At 42.3% G+C, this 20,616-nt stretch carries 15 protein-coding genes; 2 read left to right on the top strand and 13 right to left on the bottom strand.

What is annotated here, in order from left to right; all coding sequences use genetic code 11:
* Nucleotides 1–22: 22 nt before the first annotated feature.
* Entirely contained in the window at nt 23–913 is an 891-nt protein-coding gene (locus tag ACFOSV_RS04810; RefSeq protein WP_377903944.1) for a dihydrodipicolinate synthase family protein, read from the bottom strand.
* A gap of 136 nt (nt 914–1,049) precedes the next feature.
* Here ACFOSV_RS04810 and ACFOSV_RS04805 point away from each other — a divergent pair, with 136 nt between their 5' ends.
* Nucleotides 1,050–1,925 carry an AraC family transcriptional regulator gene (locus ACFOSV_RS04805; protein ID WP_377903942.1) on the top strand — a complete coding sequence of 292 codons (876 nt, stop codon included), beginning with the start codon at nt 1,050–1,052 and terminating at the stop codon, nt 1,923–1,925.
* On the opposite strand, the gene ACFOSV_RS04800 is transcribed toward ACFOSV_RS04805, so the two are convergent.
* From ACFOSV_RS04800 to ACFOSV_RS04745, 12 genes are all read right to left on the bottom strand, one after another.
* Nucleotides 1,912–2,682 (bottom strand): 3-ketoacyl-ACP reductase, encoded by a 771-nt coding sequence (locus ACFOSV_RS04800; protein WP_377903940.1) that lies wholly within the window; start codon nt 2,680–2,682, stop codon nt 1,912–1,914. The two genes, ACFOSV_RS04805 and ACFOSV_RS04800, sit on opposite strands and share 14 nt — an antisense overlap.
* A gap of 55 nt (nt 2,683–2,737) precedes the next feature.
* The gene (locus ACFOSV_RS04795) at nt 2,738–3,781 is read right to left on the bottom strand and encodes a hypothetical protein (RefSeq protein WP_377903938.1); all 1,044 of its coding nucleotides are present in this window, start codon (nt 3,779–3,781) and stop codon (nt 2,738–2,740) included.
* 21 nt (nt 3,782–3,802) lie between these two features.
* Nucleotides 3,803–5,227, bottom strand: coding sequence for a M20 family peptidase (locus ACFOSV_RS04790; RefSeq protein WP_377903936.1), 1,425 nt, complete (start codon nt 5,225–5,227; stop codon nt 3,803–3,805).
* Between the two features lie 82 nt (nt 5,228–5,309).
* Entirely contained in the window at nt 5,310–6,425 is a 1,116-nt protein-coding gene (locus ACFOSV_RS04785) for an FG-GAP repeat domain-containing protein (RefSeq protein WP_377903934.1), read from the bottom strand.
* A gap of 324 nt (nt 6,426–6,749) precedes the next feature.
* Nucleotides 6,750–9,152, bottom strand: coding sequence for a penicillin acylase family protein (locus ACFOSV_RS04780; protein ID WP_377903932.1), 2,403 nt, complete (start codon nt 9,150–9,152; stop codon nt 6,750–6,752).
* Between the two features lie 97 nt (nt 9,153–9,249).
* A complete protein-coding gene (locus ACFOSV_RS04775) occupies nt 9,250–10,920 on the bottom strand; it encodes a S41 family peptidase (protein ID WP_377903930.1) in 1,671 nt (556 codons plus the stop codon).
* A gap of 207 nt (nt 10,921–11,127) precedes the next feature.
* The gene (locus tag ACFOSV_RS04770; RefSeq protein ID WP_377903928.1) at nt 11,128–11,880 is read right to left on the bottom strand and encodes a DUF6090 family protein; all 753 of its coding nucleotides are present in this window, start codon (nt 11,878–11,880) and stop codon (nt 11,128–11,130) included.
* Nucleotides 11,881–12,061: 181 nt separating this feature from the next.
* Nucleotides 12,062–12,790 (bottom strand): DUF5715 family protein, encoded by a 729-nt coding sequence (locus tag ACFOSV_RS04765; RefSeq protein WP_377903926.1) that lies wholly within the window; start codon nt 12,788–12,790, stop codon nt 12,062–12,064.
* A 164-nt stretch (nt 12,791–12,954) separates the two neighbouring features.
* The gene (locus ACFOSV_RS04760; RefSeq protein WP_377903924.1) at nt 12,955–13,893 is read right to left on the bottom strand and encodes an ornithine cyclodeaminase family protein; all 939 of its coding nucleotides are present in this window, start codon (nt 13,891–13,893) and stop codon (nt 12,955–12,957) included.
* A gap of 127 nt (nt 13,894–14,020) precedes the next feature.
* The gene (locus tag ACFOSV_RS04755) at nt 14,021–14,275 is read right to left on the bottom strand and encodes an FUSC family protein (protein WP_377903922.1); all 255 of its coding nucleotides are present in this window, start codon (nt 14,273–14,275) and stop codon (nt 14,021–14,023) included.
* Nucleotides 14,276–14,404: 129 nt separating this feature from the next.
* Nucleotides 14,405–18,052, bottom strand: a complete 3,648-nt coding sequence (locus ACFOSV_RS04750; protein ID WP_377903920.1) for an ABC transporter permease/M1 family aminopeptidase — start codon at nt 18,050–18,052, stop codon at nt 14,405–14,407.
* Nucleotides 18,053–18,061: 9 nt separating this feature from the next.
* Nucleotides 18,062–18,949 carry an ABC transporter ATP-binding protein gene (locus ACFOSV_RS04745; protein WP_377903918.1) on the bottom strand — a complete coding sequence of 296 codons (888 nt, stop codon included), beginning with the start codon at nt 18,947–18,949 and terminating at the stop codon, nt 18,062–18,064.
* A gap of 294 nt (nt 18,950–19,243) precedes the next feature.
* On the opposite strand from ACFOSV_RS04745, the gene ACFOSV_RS04740 reads away from it, so the two are divergent.
* Nucleotides 19,244–20,485: a VOC family protein gene (locus tag ACFOSV_RS04740; RefSeq protein ID WP_377903916.1), complete on the top strand. Its 1,242-nt coding sequence runs from the start codon at nt 19,244–19,246 to the stop codon at nt 20,483–20,485.
* The last annotated feature ends 131 nt before the right edge of the window (nt 20,486–20,616 follow it).

The raw sequence follows: 20,616 nt of genomic DNA, 5'->3' as shown, positions 1-20,616 counted from the left end.
CTGACATCAGTCATCCGACAACCTACAATTTAGGCCTTTTCGCTATTCCTTTGATGATGATTCGCTCAATTCTTTCTCGCTCTTCTCCGATCAAAGTCAGTCGAGGGGCTCTCACGTGCTCGCTGCCTATGCCACAATGCGTCTCAGCGAGTTTGATGTATTGCACCAATTTGGGGTGAATATCCAATTCCAATAGGGGTAAAAACCAGCGATAGATTTCTGTGGCTTGTTTGATTTTTCCTTCTTGTACCAAATTGAAAATAGTGACTGTCTCCTTCGGAAAAGCACAAACCAAACCGGCTACCCAGCCTTGAGCGCCCATAAGTAATTCTTCCAAAGCAAGTGTATCGACACCGCAAAGTAGCTTGAATCGATCTCCAAATCGATTGATCATTCGGGTTACATTGGAGATGTCGCGGGTAGATTCTTTGATGGCCTGTATATTTTCACATTCCGCCAGCTCTGCAAACATATCAATGGTCACCAAGGTCTTATAATCTACTGGATTGTTGTAGATCATCATGGGAAGTTTAGTGGAGTTGGCTACTGTTTTAAAATAGGTGACCACTTCACGTGCGTCCGCAGCATAGCGCATCGGAGGAAGGATCATAAGCCCTGAAGCTCCAAGTTCCTCGGCTTTTTTCGCCCAAAATACAGCGTCTATTGTAGCACCTTCGGCAATGTTTAAAATCACAGGCACGCGACCTCCGATATGATTTACAGTCTCACGAGTAAGAGTAATTTTTTCTTCTGTAGAGAGAGCTGAGCTTTCACCTAAGGTACCCCCAAGGATAATTCCGTGGACACCCGACTCGAGTTGGAAATCTAGATTTTTGAAAAATAGCTCCATGTCAAGACTTCCGTCTGCATGAAATTTGGTTGTTACCGCAGGAAATACACCGTACCAGTTCATAGTTTTTCTTTTTTATTTCAAAAGTATAGTGCCGTCCTCGGTCTCGCTTCCACTGTATTAATCCTTTTTGGTACTATATTGATTATAAAAAATTATAATGATTGATAATGAATTAATTTTATATCATTTTTGAGCTATGGCGAAGGTTATTTCCTTTCAGATTCCTAAATCCAACAAAGAGTTTATCCGCTTCCAAGAGGATAGGGCGGCTCACTTTTATGACAAGCTCCATCAGCATCCACAGTTACAACTCACACTTATCCTTGAGGGAAAAGGGCAGTTTTTTAGTGGAGAATATCTGGGTAGGTTTCAGGCAGGAGATGTCTTTTTTCTAGGAGCCAACGCTGCACATGTTTTTCGAAGTGATCCTGAATTTTTTGACAAAGGGAGTAGATTATGCTCCTCGGGGAATACTGTCTTTTTCGATTTTCAGGCTTTGGGAAAAGCTATTTCCGATGTGGAAGATTTAGCTTCTTTACAGCGATTTGCGGAGATGTCGGGGACTTGCTTTCGGGTAATCGGCGAAGGCCTAGAGACGATTCAGGAGATTTTAGAAAATTTTGGTGCTTTTCGTGATTTGGATCGGTTTCTACAGGGGATTCGCCTGCTCACTATTTTGGAAAGAGAGGAATGCGAATTATTACCGCTAAATGAAAGTCAGCCACGTCTCAATGAACGGGATGGAGCTCGGATGAATCGAGTGATGGAGTTTATGCTACGGAACAGATTTGAGCCGATTACTTTGGAACAAACAGCCGATCAGGCCAATATGAGTAAGGAGGCATTCTGTCGATTCTTCAAACTCCGGACGCGAAAAACTTTTACTCAGTATTTGCAACAGCTACGCATTGCGGAAGCTCAAAAGTTGCTTTCGGAGACGGATCTAAGTATCTCAGAAATCGCATACCGGGTGGGTTATGAGAATTTGTCTTATTTCAATCGAAGTTTTAAAACTCTCACAGGTATAGCTCCTCGTGAATGGAAAAAGAAACAGCTTTCTACATCCGTTTGATATTCATTCCGCCGTCCACTGAAATGATTTGACCGGTCGAGTAGGGCAAGTCTCCTCGGATCAATGCTGCTGCGACTTTGCCAATATCCTCTGGTTGTCCCATGCGAGGCTCTAGAGTCATACCTGATTTTACGCCTTGATGATAGGTTTCGCGCACTGCCTCGATCATATCGGTCTCGGTCACACCTGGTCGGATTTCATATACAGGAATGCCAAATTCAGCCATTTTTATGGCAAAAACGGTAGACATTATGGATGTGGCAGCCTTTGACATGCAGTAGGAGCCACGGAGTACGGAAGCAATTTCTGCGGAAACGGACGTGATATTTACAATGCTCATTTGTCGATCTGAATCTGCCTTTTTCAAGTCAGCCATCCATTTGGCGATTTCTTGAGTGAGGAAAAAAGTGCCCTTTTGGTTGATCTCCATCAGTGCATCATAGTCCTCTTCAGAAATCTCAAATACATCGCATCGGGTTCTGGGTGCTACACCTGCATTGTTGACCAAAACGTCGATATGTCCGTACTTTTCTCGCAACCCGTCGATGATTTGCTTTCGACCATCTTTGGTCCCAATATTTCCTTGAAGATAAACCACCCGAACGCCCAGAGCTCGAAGCTCCGTCAAAGTTTGAGCAACTTGAGGTTCTTCGCGTACCCCGTTGATCGCAAGATCAAAGCCCTCTTTTGCAAGTGCTTTAGCTATCCCCAAACCTATTCCTCGACTTCCACCGGTTACTAATGCTACTTTGTTCATGGTATTTATTTCTTATTATTAAAAATTGTAATTACTCTTTGTGAATGATGGTAGGCTACTTTTTCAAAATCAAAACCTTCGAATCCATCACATTGCCAATAAAGAGATAATCTCCCCATGGCACAGCAACCGATGAACCCGAAACCTTCTCTCCAGTATCCGTATATACCGATTCGATTTTAGACTGCCCATTTTCATAGCTGATTTTCAGAACTTCCGATGGCGCTGTTTCCTCTTTGCCTGCAGCATAGGATGCAAATCGAAGTAAATTAGGGTGAGCGCCGATCCATAACGTTCCTGCATCATCCAACTCAATATTGTCCACCCCAGTACCCGCATCCAGCTCTTCGTCAAGGTTTAAATTCCAATTTTCATCAACCGAATAGACCAAAACAGAAAAGCTCCGTACTGCGGCTACATAGAGTGTCTTATTAGTCAAGTCAAACTGTATTCCATTAGCATAGCCAATTCCTTCTGCTTTGATTTCTACTTTTTCACCGTCAAAGAAGCCTACATTTGAAGCTTTGAGTCCTAAGTAATTTTCAGCAAAAACCCCAATTCCACTTCGGTAGCCATGATCATTGGAGTAATAAAACTGATCTGGACTCACCAGTACCAAATCATTTGGACTAATGAAATTTTCGTCTCGAATTGTTTTTTGATGCGTCAGACTTTTGCCCCGCAAATGGAAAATCTCTACGGAATGCTCTCCATCCACATGATTAATCACGGCCAGACTGTAAGCTGCCGAATCGGTTTGATAAAGACTAATGCCATGAGGGAAAAATGGGAAATCTAAATCTTGAGTCAAATCCACTGGCTCAAAAGCAGGATTTCTCAATTCCACCAAATAGATTCCCGTCGGCCCTGATTTACCCTCTCGTCGTGTTGCCCGATCATCCACTGAGAGGATCAAAAGGCTATCTACTCTAGCCAAGGCGATATCTTCTACTCCTGGTAGATCGATTTGACCGTGGATGACTCCAAAATCGTTTTTCTGAACAACCTCTCTAAAAAATCCTGTGGAATTGAAAATATATAGTACGAAAGCCACGAGTGCGATCAATAGCAAAAGAAGAACAAGTAGAAATTTTTTCATAGGGTGTCGGCTTTGTTTGAGTTAAAAGCCCTTGATCAAATGGTAAGAGAACTCAATAATCTCTTTGTAATTCTCTTTACTGATTTTCTCATCAATACCATGAAAACGAGTCATGCTACTAGGGTCTAATCTCATGGGGTAAAATCGATAAACATCGTCTGAAATCTCATAGAAATAACGCGCGTCCGTACCACCTCCGATTAAGCCGGGAACCACCACTGTATTGGGATAAAGCCCTCTAATCGTTTTTTCTAAGGCTCTATATGCATCTGAATCGATCTTGGAAACGGGGGAAGGGTTGGTGTGAAAGCCTGGTAAATCGACCTGTACCTTATCGGAAACCACGCTTTCAATGTGAGCGCGAACGGATTCCACACTTTCTCCAGGGAGAATTCTAAAGTTAACCGTGGCTTCGGCTACGGTTGGGATCACATTATCTTTGACTCCGCCTGAAATAATGGTAGGTGCAGTAGTCGTATGAGCATTCAATCCCTCTAGGATTGGCCCTTTGAATAGCCAAGTATTTGCGAAAGCTAACCTTTGCATAAAAGGTAGTTCCGGTCCCAAATATTCTAGTTGATAGTCCAGTGGCGTGACCATTTTGTATGGAAGCTGGTTATTTTCTAGATCTACTATGGCTTGGGCTAAAATTCCCACTGTGTTTTCTCGTGGAGGAGCAGAGCTATGACCTCCTTGGGTTTCCACTTTTAGTTTGAATGAAGCGTATCCCTTCTCGGACAGATTAATCATCGCAACAGGTGCGTCCACTCCTGGCACCAATCCCTCGGCAATAAAGCCACCTTCATCTATGGTCATGGCGGCATTGACTCCTCTTTGCTTGAGAAGCTCTGCGATTTTGGCGGCGCCATTACTACCACCCAACTCCTCATCATGACCTGAAGCGATATAGATGGTTCGCTCAGGCACGAAGCCCTCGGAAAGAAGCATCTCGACAGCTTCCAATACCCCGATCAAAGTTCCTTTATCATCCATAGTGCCACGACCGATGACGTGTGTGTCCGTGATTTTTCCCGAAAAAGGTGGGGCTTCCCATTGATTGATCGTAGGCTCATCCACTGGAACCACATCTTGGTGTGACATCAGAATGAGCGGCTTTTTGGATTCATCTGACCCTTGCCATTTGTAGAGCAAGCTGTATGTACTCACTTTTTCAAGAGTAAGCTTCTCATGGGTCAAAGGGAAAGTTTCTTCCAAAAAGAGGTGAAAGCCAAAAAAAACAGCGGAATCAGGGATAGCTTCTTCGCTATAGGATACCGTTTGGAACTGAATGGCTCGGGACAAATTTTGAAAAACCTGATCAGAAATGGCTAAGGCCCTTAGGGGTTCCGCATCGACTTGCTTTGAAGTCATCTGCACGGTATTGAATAGAATTATAGCAGCGACTATTCCGACTGCAAAAAGGATGAAAAGGAATATTTTTTTCATAAGATGGGGTTAGGCTGATTCTTTTTAATTAGTGAAAATAATCAAAATGATTGTTTAACGGATGGTATCTAATCCTAGTCTATTATTGTCTTACAATCGCTCTATTTCGGTAGGTGTAGTTGATCTCGTCGGAGTTGCTCTCGATGATATCAAGTCGCTGATCATTGTTTAGGTCTGCGATGATGATATCATAGGTGTCCAAGTCTTCGTTTCTAAGAACTATCTTTTTCCAAGTCTGGGCCTTTTCTGAATTCAGGAATACCACATTCGGTTTTTCGGAGTTGGCAATCACAATATCCAAGCTTCCATCTCCATCCAAATCTCCAAAATCCAGTGCATAGGAGGGATTATCACTTGGGTCAAAAATAATTTTTCTACTAAAGTCAAGACCCTCATTCCCAAAATAAATCACATTTGGCTCCTCGATATTGGCCGTAGCGATATCTAAATATCCATCTTGGTCAAAATCGGCCACTGCTACAGAACGTGTTTCATCTGTTCCGGTACCAAATGGAATTTTCTCATGGAAGTTCAGCTCTCCATCGTTGAGGTAGATGAAGTTTTGTTGCCCATCGCGATTGGCCAAGATCAAATCTTTTGAGCCATCTCCGTTAATATCCGCAATATCTACATCTATGGTCGAATCATCTGAAGACCCAAAACTGAACACTTCTGTAAATTCTGCTTTGCCATTATTCAAGCAGATTTCATTCTCTCTTCCTCTGTTGGTAATAAGGATATCAAGGTCCCCGTCTCCATCGATATCACTTATTTTTAGATTCCGAGTAGGTGCATAGTCCGCACCAAAATGGCCAGTCCGTTGGAAATTCCCCTTGCCATCATTAAGGTAAATGGCATTAGGTGCCATGTCATTACCTACTGCTATATCTAGATCCCCATCTCCATCCAAATCGGCCAATTCAGTGGCATAAGTTGTTTCTTCGATCGCATCGAGAAGTTTGGAAACGGTAAAAATACCTGAGCCATTGTTTATGAAAATTTTATTGGCCTCAGGCCAATGACGCCCATTTGCAACCAAAATATCCAGATCCCCATCTTGGTCGATGTCTCCAGCACTCACTGAAGCCGATTTGTCCTGACTACCTCCGAGTACAAGCCTTGAATTCGAAAGAAATTCTAGATCCTGAGCAAAGCTGAAAATAGGAGCGAAAAGCAGGAGAAAGAGGAGTGTTTTCATGGGGCCGTTTGGAATAAATGAAAGCATTGACCCATGAAACTAGCTATTAATTTTGAATAGGCTATAAATAAAACTAGCTCTAGTCAAGCCTCCTCTTCCCGAAGCAGACTAAAATTTTTCCAATCCAGATGAATGGTGAAGAGCATTCTTAATCCCCGGTATTTTTTCTTGATTAGTTATAATCGCTGGCTTTGAAATTCTTTTTCCACGACGAAAGTCTTTTGGATCTTGTCATGAGATCGGCAAGATATCTTTGAATTTCTATTAATGAATTTTGGTGAATTACTTTTCAGTTCATTATTGACGGGTTGACAGGAACACTTCTTACTTTTTGGGATTGAGTACTTTTCGATCTACTGCCGCCGTTTCAATTTTTTCTTTCGAATAGTAAACTGGGAAATATTGGTCTATTGCCCAAGGTTCGAATAAGTTACTGTAAAAAGGACTCTCAGGATCGCCGGATTGACCAGGTCCATTCGTGGCCACAGCCGCATCCCAATCCCCTGTATTAACGATCATCCTAAAGGACGCCCCAGAACTCTGTCTGTTGTTTCCACCTGTAGAACCAGGAGTATAGGAATTGCCACCACGGGGAAAAGGTCCAACATCTAGTTTTGCCTTGAGTTCCTGATTCACTACACCTCCTAAACCGTGGGCCATGTAGGTATGCTTGAATTTTTCTTGACCATATTGCCAGTTATTTATGTCTTCTCCTAAGGTCTCCTCCAGAATAGCTATCCCTTTTGTGAATGCTTCGCTAAGGAATTGATCTCGCCCTAGAGCTGGGTTTGACCCAAACCTTCCATCAGGTGCAAAAATCCAATCCATAATTCTATGAAGTTGAATGCTTGAGATAATATCTTTTCCTTCCTCGGGAATAAACTTAGCCGCAGCGAGATTCCGAATCTCATTTTCCCAAGAGACATAAATGGCCGCCTCGACCGAGTTAGGCTCTAGTCGAAAGTCCCACTTGCTTAACATTTCTCTTGCTTCGGAGGCTTTGCCCGTCAAAGAAATATCTGACAATAAGGGCACTAAACTTCGCGCAGGAATAGATAGGTAATCTACTTGCAAGGCTTTCATGTCATCCATGGATAATTTTTTGTCAGCGCTGAGCACTTCCTCAACTCGTTCACCACGATAAGGGTCTGCCCAGGTAAAGCCGATAGCATCCCAATGCTCATAATCATCAGGAGTAATATTTTGATTGGCTGAAGCAAAAAAGCCTGTGGAGGGATTAAACGTATTAGGTTTTTCGATGATGGGGAGAAACCCATCCCATTCGTATCGACCATCCCCTGGTACAGGAACCAGACCGCTATAATTTCTTCGGATGGGCGCGATCCCAACTGACTGCCAACCGATGTTTCCATTTTTATCAGCCCAGATCATATTTTCACCTGGGATATGACTGTAGTTACAGGCTTCGCGAAATTCCTCCCAAGTCTTGGCCTGATCCATTCTCAAAGAGGCCAAGTAGGGCGATCCTCCCGGCTCCAGCCATGCACAGCGCACAGCATAGGCCTTGTTATTCACAGAATCTATTAAAGTAACAGGGCCGTGTCGAGTGTAAAAGAGATCAACTAATACCTCATCTTGGCCTTTTACCTTGATGGTTTCCGTAATGACATTCATGTCCTCCCAAGCGCCTTTGTACAAATATTGATTGGGGTTCTCTGGATTGAGTTCGTAGGCATACAAGTCCTCGCCATCTGTTTCAAACACGGTCAGTCCCCAAGCCCCATATTCATTGTGCCCTATTGATATTCCGGGGATTTCAGGCTCACCTCCTCCGATCACATTCCATCCAGGGGCCACCAAATGCACCATATATCTAAGGGAAGGAATGGCAATGGTTCGATGTGGATCATTGGCCATGTAAGTGTTTCCATCTTGCATCAGTTCTCCACTCACTACCCAGTTATTACTGCCAATAGAAAAAGCTGCGTCATTATCCTCAGCTAGTGAGGCGATTGAATTTCCTCCATCTGAGCTTCTATATTCTGGAAGGACATCTTCTGGCTCAAACCGAACGGGGCGACGGTAGGCTCTGTAAAGGGCTAGGATCTCATCGGTAAGAAGGTCTTGATTGATTGCGGGGTCAATTTTGATATCGGGGTCCTTGGGATGAAACCAATAGAGGTCTTTTGTCTTTTCTACACCTAGTTTTGCTACAGCTTGCCCTATTTCTAATTCTTCTCCTATATTTCCCAATAGGCCTTGATGTCTAGAAATAACCACATCAGGAGTCCATTTTTCAGGGAGGATATTCAGTATTTTAAATTCAATAGGAAGTTTGTCAGGAGTAGCGAGGATTTCGGTTATATAAGCATTTACACCTTGGGTGTAAGCGTTGATGATTTCTTCCCCATCTTCATGATAGTGATTCAGTTCTGTCTCCAGGTCTCCTCTATATTTGAAAAGTCTGGTGCCAATATCTCGTTTCAACTCTCGCTCCCCTAAAATTTCGGCTACCGTTCCTGTTGCTTGGCGTCGCCAGATTTCGAATTGAAACAGGCGATCTTTCGCGGCAGCGTATCCTTGAGCAAAAAACAAGTCGTGCTGATTTTGAGCATAGATATGATTGACGCCCCATTCATCCCTAATGATTTCAACTGATTCTTGCAGGCCCTCAATTTGCAGTTGGTTATCAGTAGATTGGTCACAACTGATTAAAATAAATCCAGCTAAAATTGCCAGGAATGTAGGTATAGGGAATGTCTTCATAGGGTTATATATGGGTGAACTGAGCTAAACGATATGGCATCCTGCCATATTCTAGTCTTGCTCCAATCAATTTATGAAAATTTACCGAGATGAAGACCTAGTTCCCTCCAGTCCGGATCAGTCTGATGGCGGTATTCACATACAGATCCTTATCATATCCTACCGCACTTTCTTTGATTTCTAAATCCAACTTAAGCCCTTTTCGCTGTACACCTTCACCGCCCGGGTAAAAAGCCCCAACACCCGTAAAATCAATCGAGGTGCCATCAATAAGGGGGATTGGATTTCTATTCATCACCGCGCCAAAAGTTTGTTCTCCGATGGTTATGACATTGGGGGATGCCTGAATGGCCATTCCTATCCATTCAGCCTTACTTCCAGTCAGGCGATCTACGAGTAGAATCACTTTGCCTTTGAAAAAAGATTTGTTTCGTTTTCCAGCTTCGAATGGGTTGCTAATAATACTTAAAGCCGTTTTGGTAATGAACTCACCATAGGCACGGGAGGTGGAGACCAAGGCCTTCATGAAAATCGTTTTTTCTAGATAGAGAAAATTAGCGATATCATTGGCGTCAATATTTCGCGGGTAGTTTCTGAGGTCGATGATGATGCCCTTGTGCTGCTCAAAATGACTAAATGCCTCCTCCAATTGAGATTTGTCGATGTTATTCAGATTGATATACCCAATGTCTGACTCGAGCTCAGTCCATTCCTTGGTCTCTAACGGCCAGATTCTGGAATATTTTTCGGCGGGATAGTTTAAGGGCTTTAAGCGAATGTACTTTTTCAGGTTTCGGCCATCAGTTTTCAAAATATTGATCAAAATTGAGTCTTCATTTGAAGCGAATAGATAGGTCTTTTCGATTGCGCTTCGCAAATAGTTTTGATTCGACGCGCTGATGACCTTGGAAAATTTTTGGCTATAAAATTCTTCTAATGGGATATCGTTGACTGCATAAATAACATCTCCGAAATACAAAGAATCTATGTCCAGCGCTTCCTGATTATAAATTCGGGTAATCACCAAGGAATCATTAACGATACGACCACCGAAATTCGGGAAATTGGTCATAGAATTTAGCGTAAAGCTCGATTCGTAGTTTGAATGGGAATCATTGAGCAGGCTAAAAAGATGCTCTTTTGCTTGTTCAAAATTTTCTTCTCCTTCCCGTAAAAACTCTGGAATCAATTTCGTCAACACGTCATCCCAAGGCGTTTCGGTTAGGTAGCTGTTCACATTCCAATAGTTCATGGCATTCCAAAATGACCCGAGAAAAAGGAGCCGATGCGATTCCTTTGAAGCATCAAAATCTACCAGGTGAGTTTCATTTCTGAAATCAACAGAGCTACTCAGTTTACTGGCTTTAGCGTAGTGGTCTTGATAATTGGTATTGTCCTGCAGCCGCTGAAGCAAATCAGAGAGTTTGGGGTTAAAAGTGGAATTATCAATCCATGCCGTTCTTAAGTTGGCGGTAAAGAGTGGATCAGGATTTTCCTTCTTTTTTGGCTCGAGTTGGTTTATTCCAAAACTCCTGATCCAGTAAAGCATTTCTTGGTCAAAAGCCTCTTTTGTTTCTAAGGTTTGGAGCTTTTGGTATTCGGTGAAAAAGACTTCATTGATGTCATATTTCCCAACGCTGACTTCAGGATGATAGTATTTCAATAGCCCCCAAATTCGAATAAAATCTTCATCGAATTGGTAAGTGGAACTTTGACTGAATGCAGTAGTGAAAAGGAAAAATAGAGATAGCGTAAAAATTAATTTCATAAACTAATTGAGAATACTTTGCGAATAAGTTGGGTGGCCGTGTGCCAGCGTTTTTTGCTTATGCAAGATCTTTTAATTCTCAATTCTCAGTATAACTGAGGTTGCTAATGTTTGCTAAATTTTTTTTAGAATGGTGCTAATGGAAGTTAACCAGTTTTAAAAATTAACCTTTGCTGTAAGTCCTCCATATTCTTTTTCTGACGCTACTTACTCTTTGTATTTTTCTCTGATGTATTCAATAATATTCTCCCCTTTATTTTCTACAGAGGAAAAGCTGTTTTGAAAATAATTAGCGGTACTCCCTATAAATCTGCATAGTGGCAAGATTCGCTCATCACTAAAAATGGAATTGTACACCTCAATACTAGGAGCTTTTGGGGATGTGGTTGGAAAAAATTTTCGATGCTCTGAATCAGTAAATAATTCATACTTCAGCTCTCGAAGTTCTAAACGAACAGGATTCCCAGAGTTAGTGAAATTGGTAACTATACTGTTATAACTGGAGTAGTATTCTTGGAGTAGCTTTAATAGCTCTGCATCGGGAAACTCAGATACAACTCCGGATGAATTTAAAAAGTCCCAAGTGGTGGCTTGTGAAGCAATAATGGGAGTGGAAGTAAAAGCATTGAAATCCATTATAAATTCTAGCGAATCAGTAATTAGCCTTTCTTTAGATTCCATGATAGGAATGATGTTTTGGGCAGCTTCAACTTGCTTTCGCAAGGTTTGATTAGCTTTTTGAATTTCATTGATATCAGTTCGAATGTCTTCAGAAATGGACTTGATATTGGTGATCATTTGAGCGGTTTTTTTCTTCTCTTCGTTCCAATTATTGATTTGAAGAGCGATAAGAATCCCGATCACCACAAGAAAAATTTCTCCGATCGCATAGATCAGGTACTGAGTCACTTTGTTTTGAGTGAGCAACTTCTGTCTGATTTTTCTAAAAAGAGTGAGCATGTGCTTTGGGGGTAAACGTAAGTCCCTTTGTCCAAAATAGGGGTTTCTAATTACTATTTGGAGTTAGGTAATTTTATTCATTCCTAAAAAATAGATTATTCCTTCTTCTTTTAAACCGCAATCAAAACAAAGTCACTCATCAAAGGCTAGACCTCCCAAACTCCTTACTCCCCAATCTCTCTCACCTCACTGTTACATGATAGCAATTTTGCTTCCGCTCCTTGATGACGTAGATTTTATTGGTTTCTTGAAAGTAATTTAGTACGGTCTCCAGTTGTTTTTGGGCTTTGTAGTTGAAGGCCTTTTTTCCATTGAAGCGGATATAGGAAATATCGAATGATACGCCATAGGAGTGTGAGCTATTTCCAGAAGTTGCATTTTTATTTCTACGCTTCAATTTCCTTTGTTGATCCAAGGTGCGAGTGCCAGAGGTTACCGTAAAAAAACTATCTCCTCCTGCTTGGGCTTGGAAGGTTTTCCCCAATTCTTCAAGGACCTTTTTGGCTTTTGGAGTAAGATAAGGATGGCTATGGGTAAGCTTGTCCACACGATAGCCTTCCCCAGTTTTTACTTCGACCAGGGATTCATTTTCCAGATATCGGAACAAGAGTTTTTCATCTTGAATCAAGCCCACTCCTCCAATTTCTCCAGCAGACAAATGATCGTCATAGGCATCCTTGCTAAGCCGGCCCTTAAACGGTTCGAGTTCAGGAACAACGAAAATTTCCTCTGGTTCACGGGTAACCACAGGTTCCTCTGGGACGTCATTTTCGGATGTTAATCCTAAAAGGCTGGTGTAGGTCTCTGAGAGTTGTTTTTTGAGAGTCGGTCGATAAGTGACCATGGCAAGGGTGCCAAGGGAAAAGAGAATTAAGAAGGAAAAAACGAAGAACAGGGTGGTTTTCTTCATCCGATAGGTTTTTGGGCTATTAATACGACGAATGAAGATAAGGATAAGGATGGTTCAAGCCAATTATTTTTATTTTTTCGGTTGATTCTTCAGTACAAGAGAAGCAAAAAGCTTGACTCCACATTAAGCAGCATTTACGTACTTTATTCTCTTGCATCAAAGCTTTAGCGGAGATGGCTTTTATAAATTAGAAGCGCAGCAGCAAGGTCTTCTATAGCCAAGCCTACGGATTTGAAGAGCGTAATCTCTTCGTTGGAAGTTCTACCTAGATGCGTCCCTTTGATCAATTCAACGAGGTCTGCTTTCACGTCATTTTCAGTAATAATTCCTCTACCAAGGGGCAGCGCAAGTTCGCCGGATTCATGGAGCGCACCAGCACGTGAGTCTACAAAAATGGAACTCCTCTGGATGGCTGTATCGTCTGCTTCTCGGGTATTTGGCTTGTACGAACCAATAAGATCCAGGTGGGTTCCTGGTTTGAGCCAGTCTCCTTGGATGATCGGTGTTTCAGAAGGTGTGGCGCAGGAGATGAGGTCCGCTTCACGAGCTGTTTTTTCCAAGTCCGTGACAGGTTCTGCAGAGATTCCCTGATTCCTTAAATCCGAAATGAATGCATTCATTTTCTCCGCATTTCGCATCCAAACATTAATTTTTTTGAAGCTGCGAACAGCTAAATGAGCCTGAGCCAAATGCTGTGCAACTTTTCCCCCTCCGATGATTAGTAGATTTTCAGCATTCTCTCGACAGAGGTAAGAAGCAGCAAGTGCTGAGGTGCAGGCAGTTCTTCGAGCCGTCAATTCAGTGGCATCCATCACCACCAAGGGTTGACCGGTTTTAGAATCGCTCAAAATATATTGAGCAAAAATCGAAGGCATATTTGCCTTGGTATTTGCAGGGGCGACGGTGACCTGCTTCATACCCATATAATTCTTATTCCAAACTGGCATTAGAATAAGCGTATTTTCAATACCCTCTGGAGTTTTGTAAAAATGGTGATGCCGAAGAGGTATGGTATGCTCAGTCGGGAAAATCTCTCGAAGTGCTTCGATAAGTCTTGGGTAGGCTAAGTGCTTTTTGATTTCCTCTTCTGGTATGATTAGCATGGCTTCATATAAATGGTCTAAGGCTTCAAGATCGAAAAATTCTCGAAAACCAACTTTAGATCAAGATATTTAGCTCAGACTTTAACTTTTTGAGAATTGTTACTTCGGTCTTTTAGGGATTGAAAATCTAAACCTGAAATAAATTCCGGGCCTTTAATTCTTTTTTTAGCGCCTCGTACTGCTTGGGTTTTTTCAGAAGTAGATAGATCAGAAACAATGGGATTAAAGTCAGGAAACCCCAAGCGTTAGCGGCAACCCCATATATGATAATCCCGACCAAGAATCCTATGAAAAATGCATCGATTATTGGAGATGGTTTGAAGTTTTTTGCTGCTTCTAGCAATTCTTGGTCAGATAATTTCGATAGTTCTTCTTGGTTCATAAGGCCTTATATTTTCTTTGATTCAAGTTCCCTTTAAATATCTCCTGAAATTCTAAGTCTCGCAATACCCTTTTCTGAATAATTACTTCATAAAAAAGCCCCATCCATCTGGACAGGGCTTTAGAGAATTTACTCGATCTCCACAGAGACGGTATTGTCATCCGGCTGTCGATCGATTAGTTTATTCAGCGGATCGATTCCTGCTTTCGCCGGCTCACCTTTCACCCGGATGGTTAAGGTATTTTCCCCAGGCTTGATCTTATACTTTTGCATGTAGAGTGGGTTCACTCGGTCTTTTCCGTTTTCATCCACATCATCTTCAGCAAACACTCCTATGTCGATATAGTCCCCTTCATACTCGGCTGGAGTTTCCATTCCAGCACTATCAGCATAGAGTTTTTGAGAGCTAAACTTTATCGTCACATCATATTCACCATCAGAGATTTTTGTGGCAGTGACCTCTTCTGCTTTATTGTCGTACAGCGTGATTTTATTCCAGGTATCATCCAGATAATACATCAGGCTATCCGGAGTTTTGGCAGCCAAGTGGCGATACAGATCTGAGCTTCCAGGGAATGGGGGTGCCTCCCGAAGTCCAAATTCCCTATTGAAATTATAGAGGGCTGAATCTATAGCTTCTTCACCGATCAGGTCACGGAGACCGTAAAGAATCAAACTTCCCTTATTATACCATTGATAGGCACGGTTACAATTGATAAAGACATTTTCCTTTTTTGATTCATTGGATCTGCCGCTAAGGTATCTGTCGAGCTCATCTTTCAGAAATCGCTTCATATTCTCCTTTCCATACTTTCTTTCAGATAGAATCAAGGCGGAAAACTCAGCCAAGGCTTCAGAGGTCAAATTGGCTCCACGGGTGTAATTTGGGGTGATTTGATGTCCCCACCATTGATGCGCAAGCTCATGCGCCGTCACATAATACACATAGTCAAAGCTGTTTGGGTCAGAGAAATCTCCAACCCAACCGAAATCCTCACTGAAGGGTACTGTGTTGGGAAAAGACTGAGCAAAACCTGCATACCGTGGGAATTCCAAAATACGCATCTGTCTAAACTGGAAGTCTCCATAGGTGTCGGAGAAATATTGGAGCCCGTCTTGATAGGACTCCACGAATCTTTCCAGATTATATTCATGACCTTTTTGGTAGTAGATTTCTATATCTACTTCCTTTCCGGAGCGGAGTTTAGCTTTCTCTTTCAAAACCTCATACTCTGCTGAAAGTACTGAGAAAAACGCCTGGATTGGGGTGTCCTGAATATAGTGGAAATACCTTCTACCATCCTCTTCCCATTCCTTTTGGAGGTATCCTGGTGCTATGGCGATCTGTTCAGGAATAGTACTTACTGTAGCCTCGAAATATACCAGATCAGCATCATTCGTAAAAAGCAAGTTGTTTCGTCCATAAGGATCATCATGTGGCGGTAGGTCTTCAGGCTTCTCTGGAAGCTCGTATTCTCTTCGGTCCTCGTCACTGTTTAGTTCCCTGCTGGCATCATATCCCATAGTAGGAAGGCCACCGGCAATAAAGCTTCCATTGTAAACCAGCTCTCGACCAAAGCCGCTATTGGGGAATCCCTCATTCAGCACCTGGCTTTTGATGACTAAATCTAAGGTATCACCTGGCATCATGGTCTTTGGAAGGGCAGTCATGCGATAAGATTCTTTTTCAGGTTTTTTTCCAAAAATCTGAAATTTGGCCGGTTCAAATTCGATCATATTTCGATAAGGCAATTCATTATCCTGATAAAGTACTTCGAAATCACTCAGGCTAAGGCCATCAAAAAATATCGAGTCAATGGGTGTATCAGTTTTATTCACAAGCTGAACCTGAGCTTCGAAATAGGCATCTCGATCGTAAGGGTACATGTCAGCTTTGAGATTGATTTTCGTAAGCTTTGGCTTGGGCATAAATTCATACTGCTTAAGTTGTTTTTCGTAAGCCACTGCTCTAAGTTCTCCCTCGTCGGACGTCCTATACGTATTGGTGTAAACTGTAGAGTTGTAAATCACTCCGAAACACACCAAACCGATCAATAGAAAAGCGTAAGAGGCCAAAGAAGTCTTATTGGTCATTTTGCTCTTGGCGGTATTGCATCGACTCTTCCAGGAATTTTCCGTTCCACGACTGTAAAAGACCATAAAGAACAGAATCAAGAAAAGACCTATTGCTGTCCAATAGACATTAAACCAGAGGAGTGGCTCGGCGAAGTGACCAATGCCATTCATGTCACTCCAGCGATACCCGGGCTTGTAGGAGAAGAAAAAGGCATTGAAATTATATCCTGCAAAATCCCTCAAGACGATCATCACCAGCCAAATACCGATCGCTGCAGCATGTCCGGCAAATTTATTATTCACCACCAAATGCACGGCAAAGACCAACATGACCATCTGCAGATAGTCAGGAAGGGATATCAAAAAGCTATCAACCAAATAAATACCAATCTCATAATTGAAATAGCCTTTGAGTGTCTGGATCAAAAGCCCTATCACAATAGGGATAATGGTAAGCATCAGACAGATAAGTGCAATTCCTGCAAATTTTGATGCTACTACTGTACTATCACGTACAGGAAAGGCATCATTGATGACGGAATAGCCAGAAGACCTGTCTCTATGCAGGGTTTCACCCGTGAAAAATACAATGATGATGAAGACAAATAGATTATAATCGAAGGTCTTATACTCCATCAAAAAGGTGGTAACCGGAAAATTTGGAACACTATAAAGTGTGGTACCGATCCAAAAATCCAAAACCAAAAACACCACTCCACCTAATAGGATGGATTTGAAGTAGATGTCTTTAAAAATATTTTGGAATTCAATTTTTGCTAAAGTTTTGAAGCTGTTCCACTGGTATCCTTTGCCAAAATTGATGCTCACATGAGCAGGAGCCACCACCTTTTGTACAGGTTCGGACTTTTCACTCTTAGTCTTTTTCTGTTCGGTTTGAAAGAAATAGGTAAAGCTAAATCTCCAATACGCAGCTATGAAAAACACAAGGCCTAATCCTGACCAAACTAATCTGTTGAGTAACAGATTTCCTTCCAGAGGAAGGATAAAACTATTTTGCTCAAAAGGGGTCAAATAGCGTGTTTTGAAAAAGAAGGTATTTAATCCAAAAGGGTCTAGAATCTCCACTAATTCCTGGTTCTCTATATCCTGAGCTAGAAAGTTGGCTAGCAAATAGATGATAAAAACAATAATGCCTCCGGAATAGATGGACTTGATGTTTCTGGTAAAAACAATCAAGGCAAAGAAAAGCGAACCTGCCAGCCAAAGGTTCGGGACCAGCAAAGTTAACCATGGATGCAAGTAGTTGATTAGGCTGTTTGGGCCATAACGTAAGGGGTCAGTTCCAAACAATGTACCTCCGAGAATGGATCCCAAATAAAACCCGACAATAGCCCCAAGCGAGATAAATAGCAGGGTTACAAATGAACCCCAAAATCGGCCCATGAAATAAGCCTTACTCGAGATGGGGTAAGAAAAAAGGAAGGTTCCAGTCTTATGCTCTAGGTCCCGATAAAGCGGCACTCCCATGACGGCAGAGGCGATCAGAATCCCAAAAATCGATATGAGAAGAAGTAGGTTGGCAATGACAATAGGCGCATTGTGAAACACCTTCTCTGAAGCAGGAGTATTACCAAATCCCACCAAAAGCATGGGCACCACCAGAAGCATAGCAAAATAGATATAGGTCGCCGGGCGACTGAATCTATATTTCAGTTCGAAAATGAAAATATCTTTAAACATGGCTTCGGATTAAATCGTGATCGGATCGACCTTCTTCGAAATATGGCTGAAATACACATCTTCCAGATCAGCCGGTACGGCGACGAAGCCGGCTCCTGGATCATCTTGGCTTTCTATTCTCAGGCTTAGTTTTCCTTCTAGCAGTTTGGTTGATATCACCGAATACTTATCTCGGTAATCACCCAACTCTGATTTTTCTATGGTCTTCATATAGATGGACCCATCTACTGCCGCAATACCTTCTGCAGGCTTTCCTTGCATGAGTACTTCACCTTGGCAAATAATGGCCATGTTGGAGCAGAGCGTATTGACGTCTTCCACAATGTGCGTGGAAAGAATTACTATGGTATTTTCCCCGATTTCTGAAAGGAGATTATAAAAACGATTTCGCTCAGAGGGATCCAGACCAGCAGTCGGTTCATCCACAATGATCAAAGAAGGGTTTCCGACTAGAGCCTGTGCAATGCCAAAACGTTGACGCATACCACCAGAGTAAGTACCAAGCCCTTTTTTTCTATGGTCATAAAGATTTACTTTTTGGAGTAGGCTATCAACAAGGTCTTTTCGCTCACTTTTATTCCCTACCCCTTTCATCTGGGCGATATGGTCTAGCATTACCTGAGCATTGATGCGGGGGTAAAGCCCAAAATCTTGGGGCAGATATCCCAGTCGCTCGCGAATAGTTTGTGGATCTTGGAGCACATTAATTTCGTCAAGCATGATACTTCCCTCGTCCGGATCTTGCAGGGTGGCAATGGTCCGCATCAAAGTAGATTTCCCGGCGCCATTCGGGCCGAGTAAGCCGAACATACCCTGAGGGATGGTAAGAGAGATGTTGTTCAAAGCCTTCACACCATTAGGGTAAGTCTTTGAAAGATTTTTGATGGTTAATTCCATAGAGGTGGATTTTTTTGTGTTGAAAAATAAATCAGAAATAAAAGGTAAAAGCACTTGATTTAAAGCACTTTCTAATATAGGAAATTGTTTTTAAATACATTTTTTCGAGTAGAACCTGTATGAATAGGATGATAATTGGCAATTAATGGTTGCTTTCAGATTTTTGAGAGGAGAGCTAAGCCTTAGGCTCTTTTCTTTCTACCTCGTCGAATTGTTCTTGTGCTCTTAATTTGTAGTGCCCATTTTCCTAAGGCTTTTTATCTTGGGCTTTTGAAACTTACCAAAATCAACTTTATGAAAAGCCTTCTTGTCTTCACTTACTTTTGGATTTGCATAATTTTACTTTCCTCGGGATGTGGATCGGGCGATTCAGCTGAAAAACTGGGAGCCTTGGAAGCATTTGCTGAGATGGTTCAAGCAGGAGTAAAACCTATCGCCTTGAGCCATCCGATGAGTACACAGGAGGCGGATGCCCTGTGGCCGGAGGCCGAAATAATAGCCGAGAAATACGGTATAGCCATTTATCGAGAGCCCGACTTGATATACTCCTGTCTGTTTGATCATTCCTCGTTGGGGGATCAAGAAGTATTTATCATGTATTCTGGACAAAACTTGGGAGCATATTTGGCATATAAAGAGCGAGTGAAATCCTTGGATAGGATAGAAAATCCGGCTGAGGTGGAGCAAATTTCTCGGAGTTTTGGACGGCTGCTAGGATATCCGACATGGAGGATCAATGATTTGCTTGCTTCGCAAAGCGATTTTAGGGATTTGGAAGATTTTGGCGTTCAGGGGCATGAATTGATTTGGTTTTATCGGGATTTGCCAGCAGCAAAAAGGTTCTACCTCGAGACCCTGGGACTAAAACTGGTGGAGGAAACGGAGGAAGTCGTAAAATTTCAAATTGCCGGAGATTCCTATCTGGTTTTAAAGGATGTGAAGGTATCGCCCTATTCTGGAGATGAAAATAAATCTGTGGCTTTGGCTTTGCTTACAGATAATCTGGAAGACTGGTACACCCATGTTCAGGAAAAAGGAGTGGAGATTAAATACACGTTAAAGCAAAATCCTGAGGGTGCCCATGATGGCTTTGTAGCTGTAGATCCTGAGGGGTATTTATTGGAGTTTGAGACCTTTCTCCAACATCCAGAAAACGAAAAGCTGATGCCCAGACTTCGAGCTCAGAACCCACAGGAAACAGCCATGGGTGGAAATCTGAATTTCTACAGTTCTGTAACCTGGCTCTACTATAATGATATGCTTCCGATGCAAAACTGGGTTGAGGAGACGCTAGGGCTTGAATTGGTGGTGGATCAGGGTTGGGCGAAGGTGTATGCCCTTTCGGATCAATCTTATTTAGGATTGGTAGATGGCCTACGCGGGATGAATCAGTTTAGCGAATCCAAGCTAGTGGAGTTTGGTGTACTCTTGGAAGAGCCGAAGGGCTGGGAGCAATATCTGAAAAAGAAGGCCGTGGATTCCGCGAGAGTGGAGGGAACTTTTCAGGATTTGGGAGGGTATCTTTTTCGGTTTTAGTATTTCTAGATACGAAAGTGGAGTCGAGGTTAAGGCGAAGGTTGGGGCTCCGACGATTTGAAAGTCTTCCCAGCTGTCTGAACGTCTGCTGGGCGGATTTACATTAACACTGGTCACTTTCATCACAGGTT

The sequence above is a fragment of the Algoriphagus namhaensis genome, from assembly GCF_042649705.1.
In the GTDB taxonomy this organism is placed as follows: domain Bacteria; phylum Bacteroidota; class Bacteroidia; order Cytophagales; family Cyclobacteriaceae; genus Algoriphagus; species Algoriphagus namhaensis.
This window is presented reverse-complemented; position numbering and strand designations above follow the sequence as displayed.

Bases quoted from the DNA above. Each gene is read 5' to 3' on its own strand.
- ACFOSV_RS04810 (WP_377903944.1), bottom strand. From the start codon at position 913: ATGAACTGGTACGGTGTATTTCCTGCGGTAACAACCAAATTTCATGCA.
- ACFOSV_RS04805 (WP_377903942.1), top strand. From the start codon at position 1,050: ATGGCGAAGGTTATTTCCTTTCAGATTCCTAAATCCAACAAAGAGTTT.
- ACFOSV_RS04800 (WP_377903940.1), bottom strand. From the start codon at position 2,682: ATGAACAAAGTAGCATTAGTAACCGGTGGAAGTCGAGGAATAGGTTTG.
- ACFOSV_RS04795 (WP_377903938.1), bottom strand. From the start codon at position 3,781: ATGAAAAAATTTCTACTTGTTCTTCTTTTGCTATTGATCGCACTCGTG.
- ACFOSV_RS04790 (WP_377903936.1), bottom strand. From the start codon at position 5,227: ATGAAAAAAATATTCCTTTTCATCCTTTTTGCAGTCGGAATAGTCGCT.
- ACFOSV_RS04785 (WP_377903934.1), bottom strand. From the start codon at position 6,425: ATGAAAACACTCCTCTTTCTCCTGCTTTTCGCTCCTATTTTCAGCTTT.
- ACFOSV_RS04780 (WP_377903932.1), bottom strand. From the start codon at position 9,152: ATGAAGACATTCCCTATACCTACATTCCTGGCAATTTTAGCTGGATTT.
- ACFOSV_RS04775 (WP_377903930.1), bottom strand. From the start codon at position 10,920: ATGAAATTAATTTTTACGCTATCTCTATTTTTCCTTTTCACTACTGCA.
- ACFOSV_RS04770 (WP_377903928.1), bottom strand. From the start codon at position 11,880: ATGCTCACTCTTTTTAGAAAAATCAGACAGAAGTTGCTCACTCAAAAC.
- ACFOSV_RS04765 (WP_377903926.1), bottom strand. From the start codon at position 12,790: ATGAAGAAAACCACCCTGTTCTTCGTTTTTTCCTTCTTAATTCTCTTT.
- ACFOSV_RS04760 (WP_377903924.1), bottom strand. From the start codon at position 13,893: ATGCTAATCATACCAGAAGAGGAAATCAAAAAGCACTTAGCCTACCCA.
- ACFOSV_RS04755 (WP_377903922.1), bottom strand. From the start codon at position 14,275: ATGAACCAAGAAGAACTATCGAAATTATCTGACCAAGAATTGCTAGAA.
- ACFOSV_RS04750 (WP_377903920.1), bottom strand. From the start codon at position 18,052: ATGTTTAAAGATATTTTCATTTTCGAACTGAAATATAGATTCAGTCGC.
- ACFOSV_RS04745 (WP_377903918.1), bottom strand. From the start codon at position 18,949: ATGGAATTAACCATCAAAAATCTTTCAAAGACTTACCCTAATGGTGTG.
- ACFOSV_RS04740 (WP_377903916.1), top strand. From the start codon at position 19,244: ATGAAAAGCCTTCTTGTCTTCACTTACTTTTGGATTTGCATAATTTTA.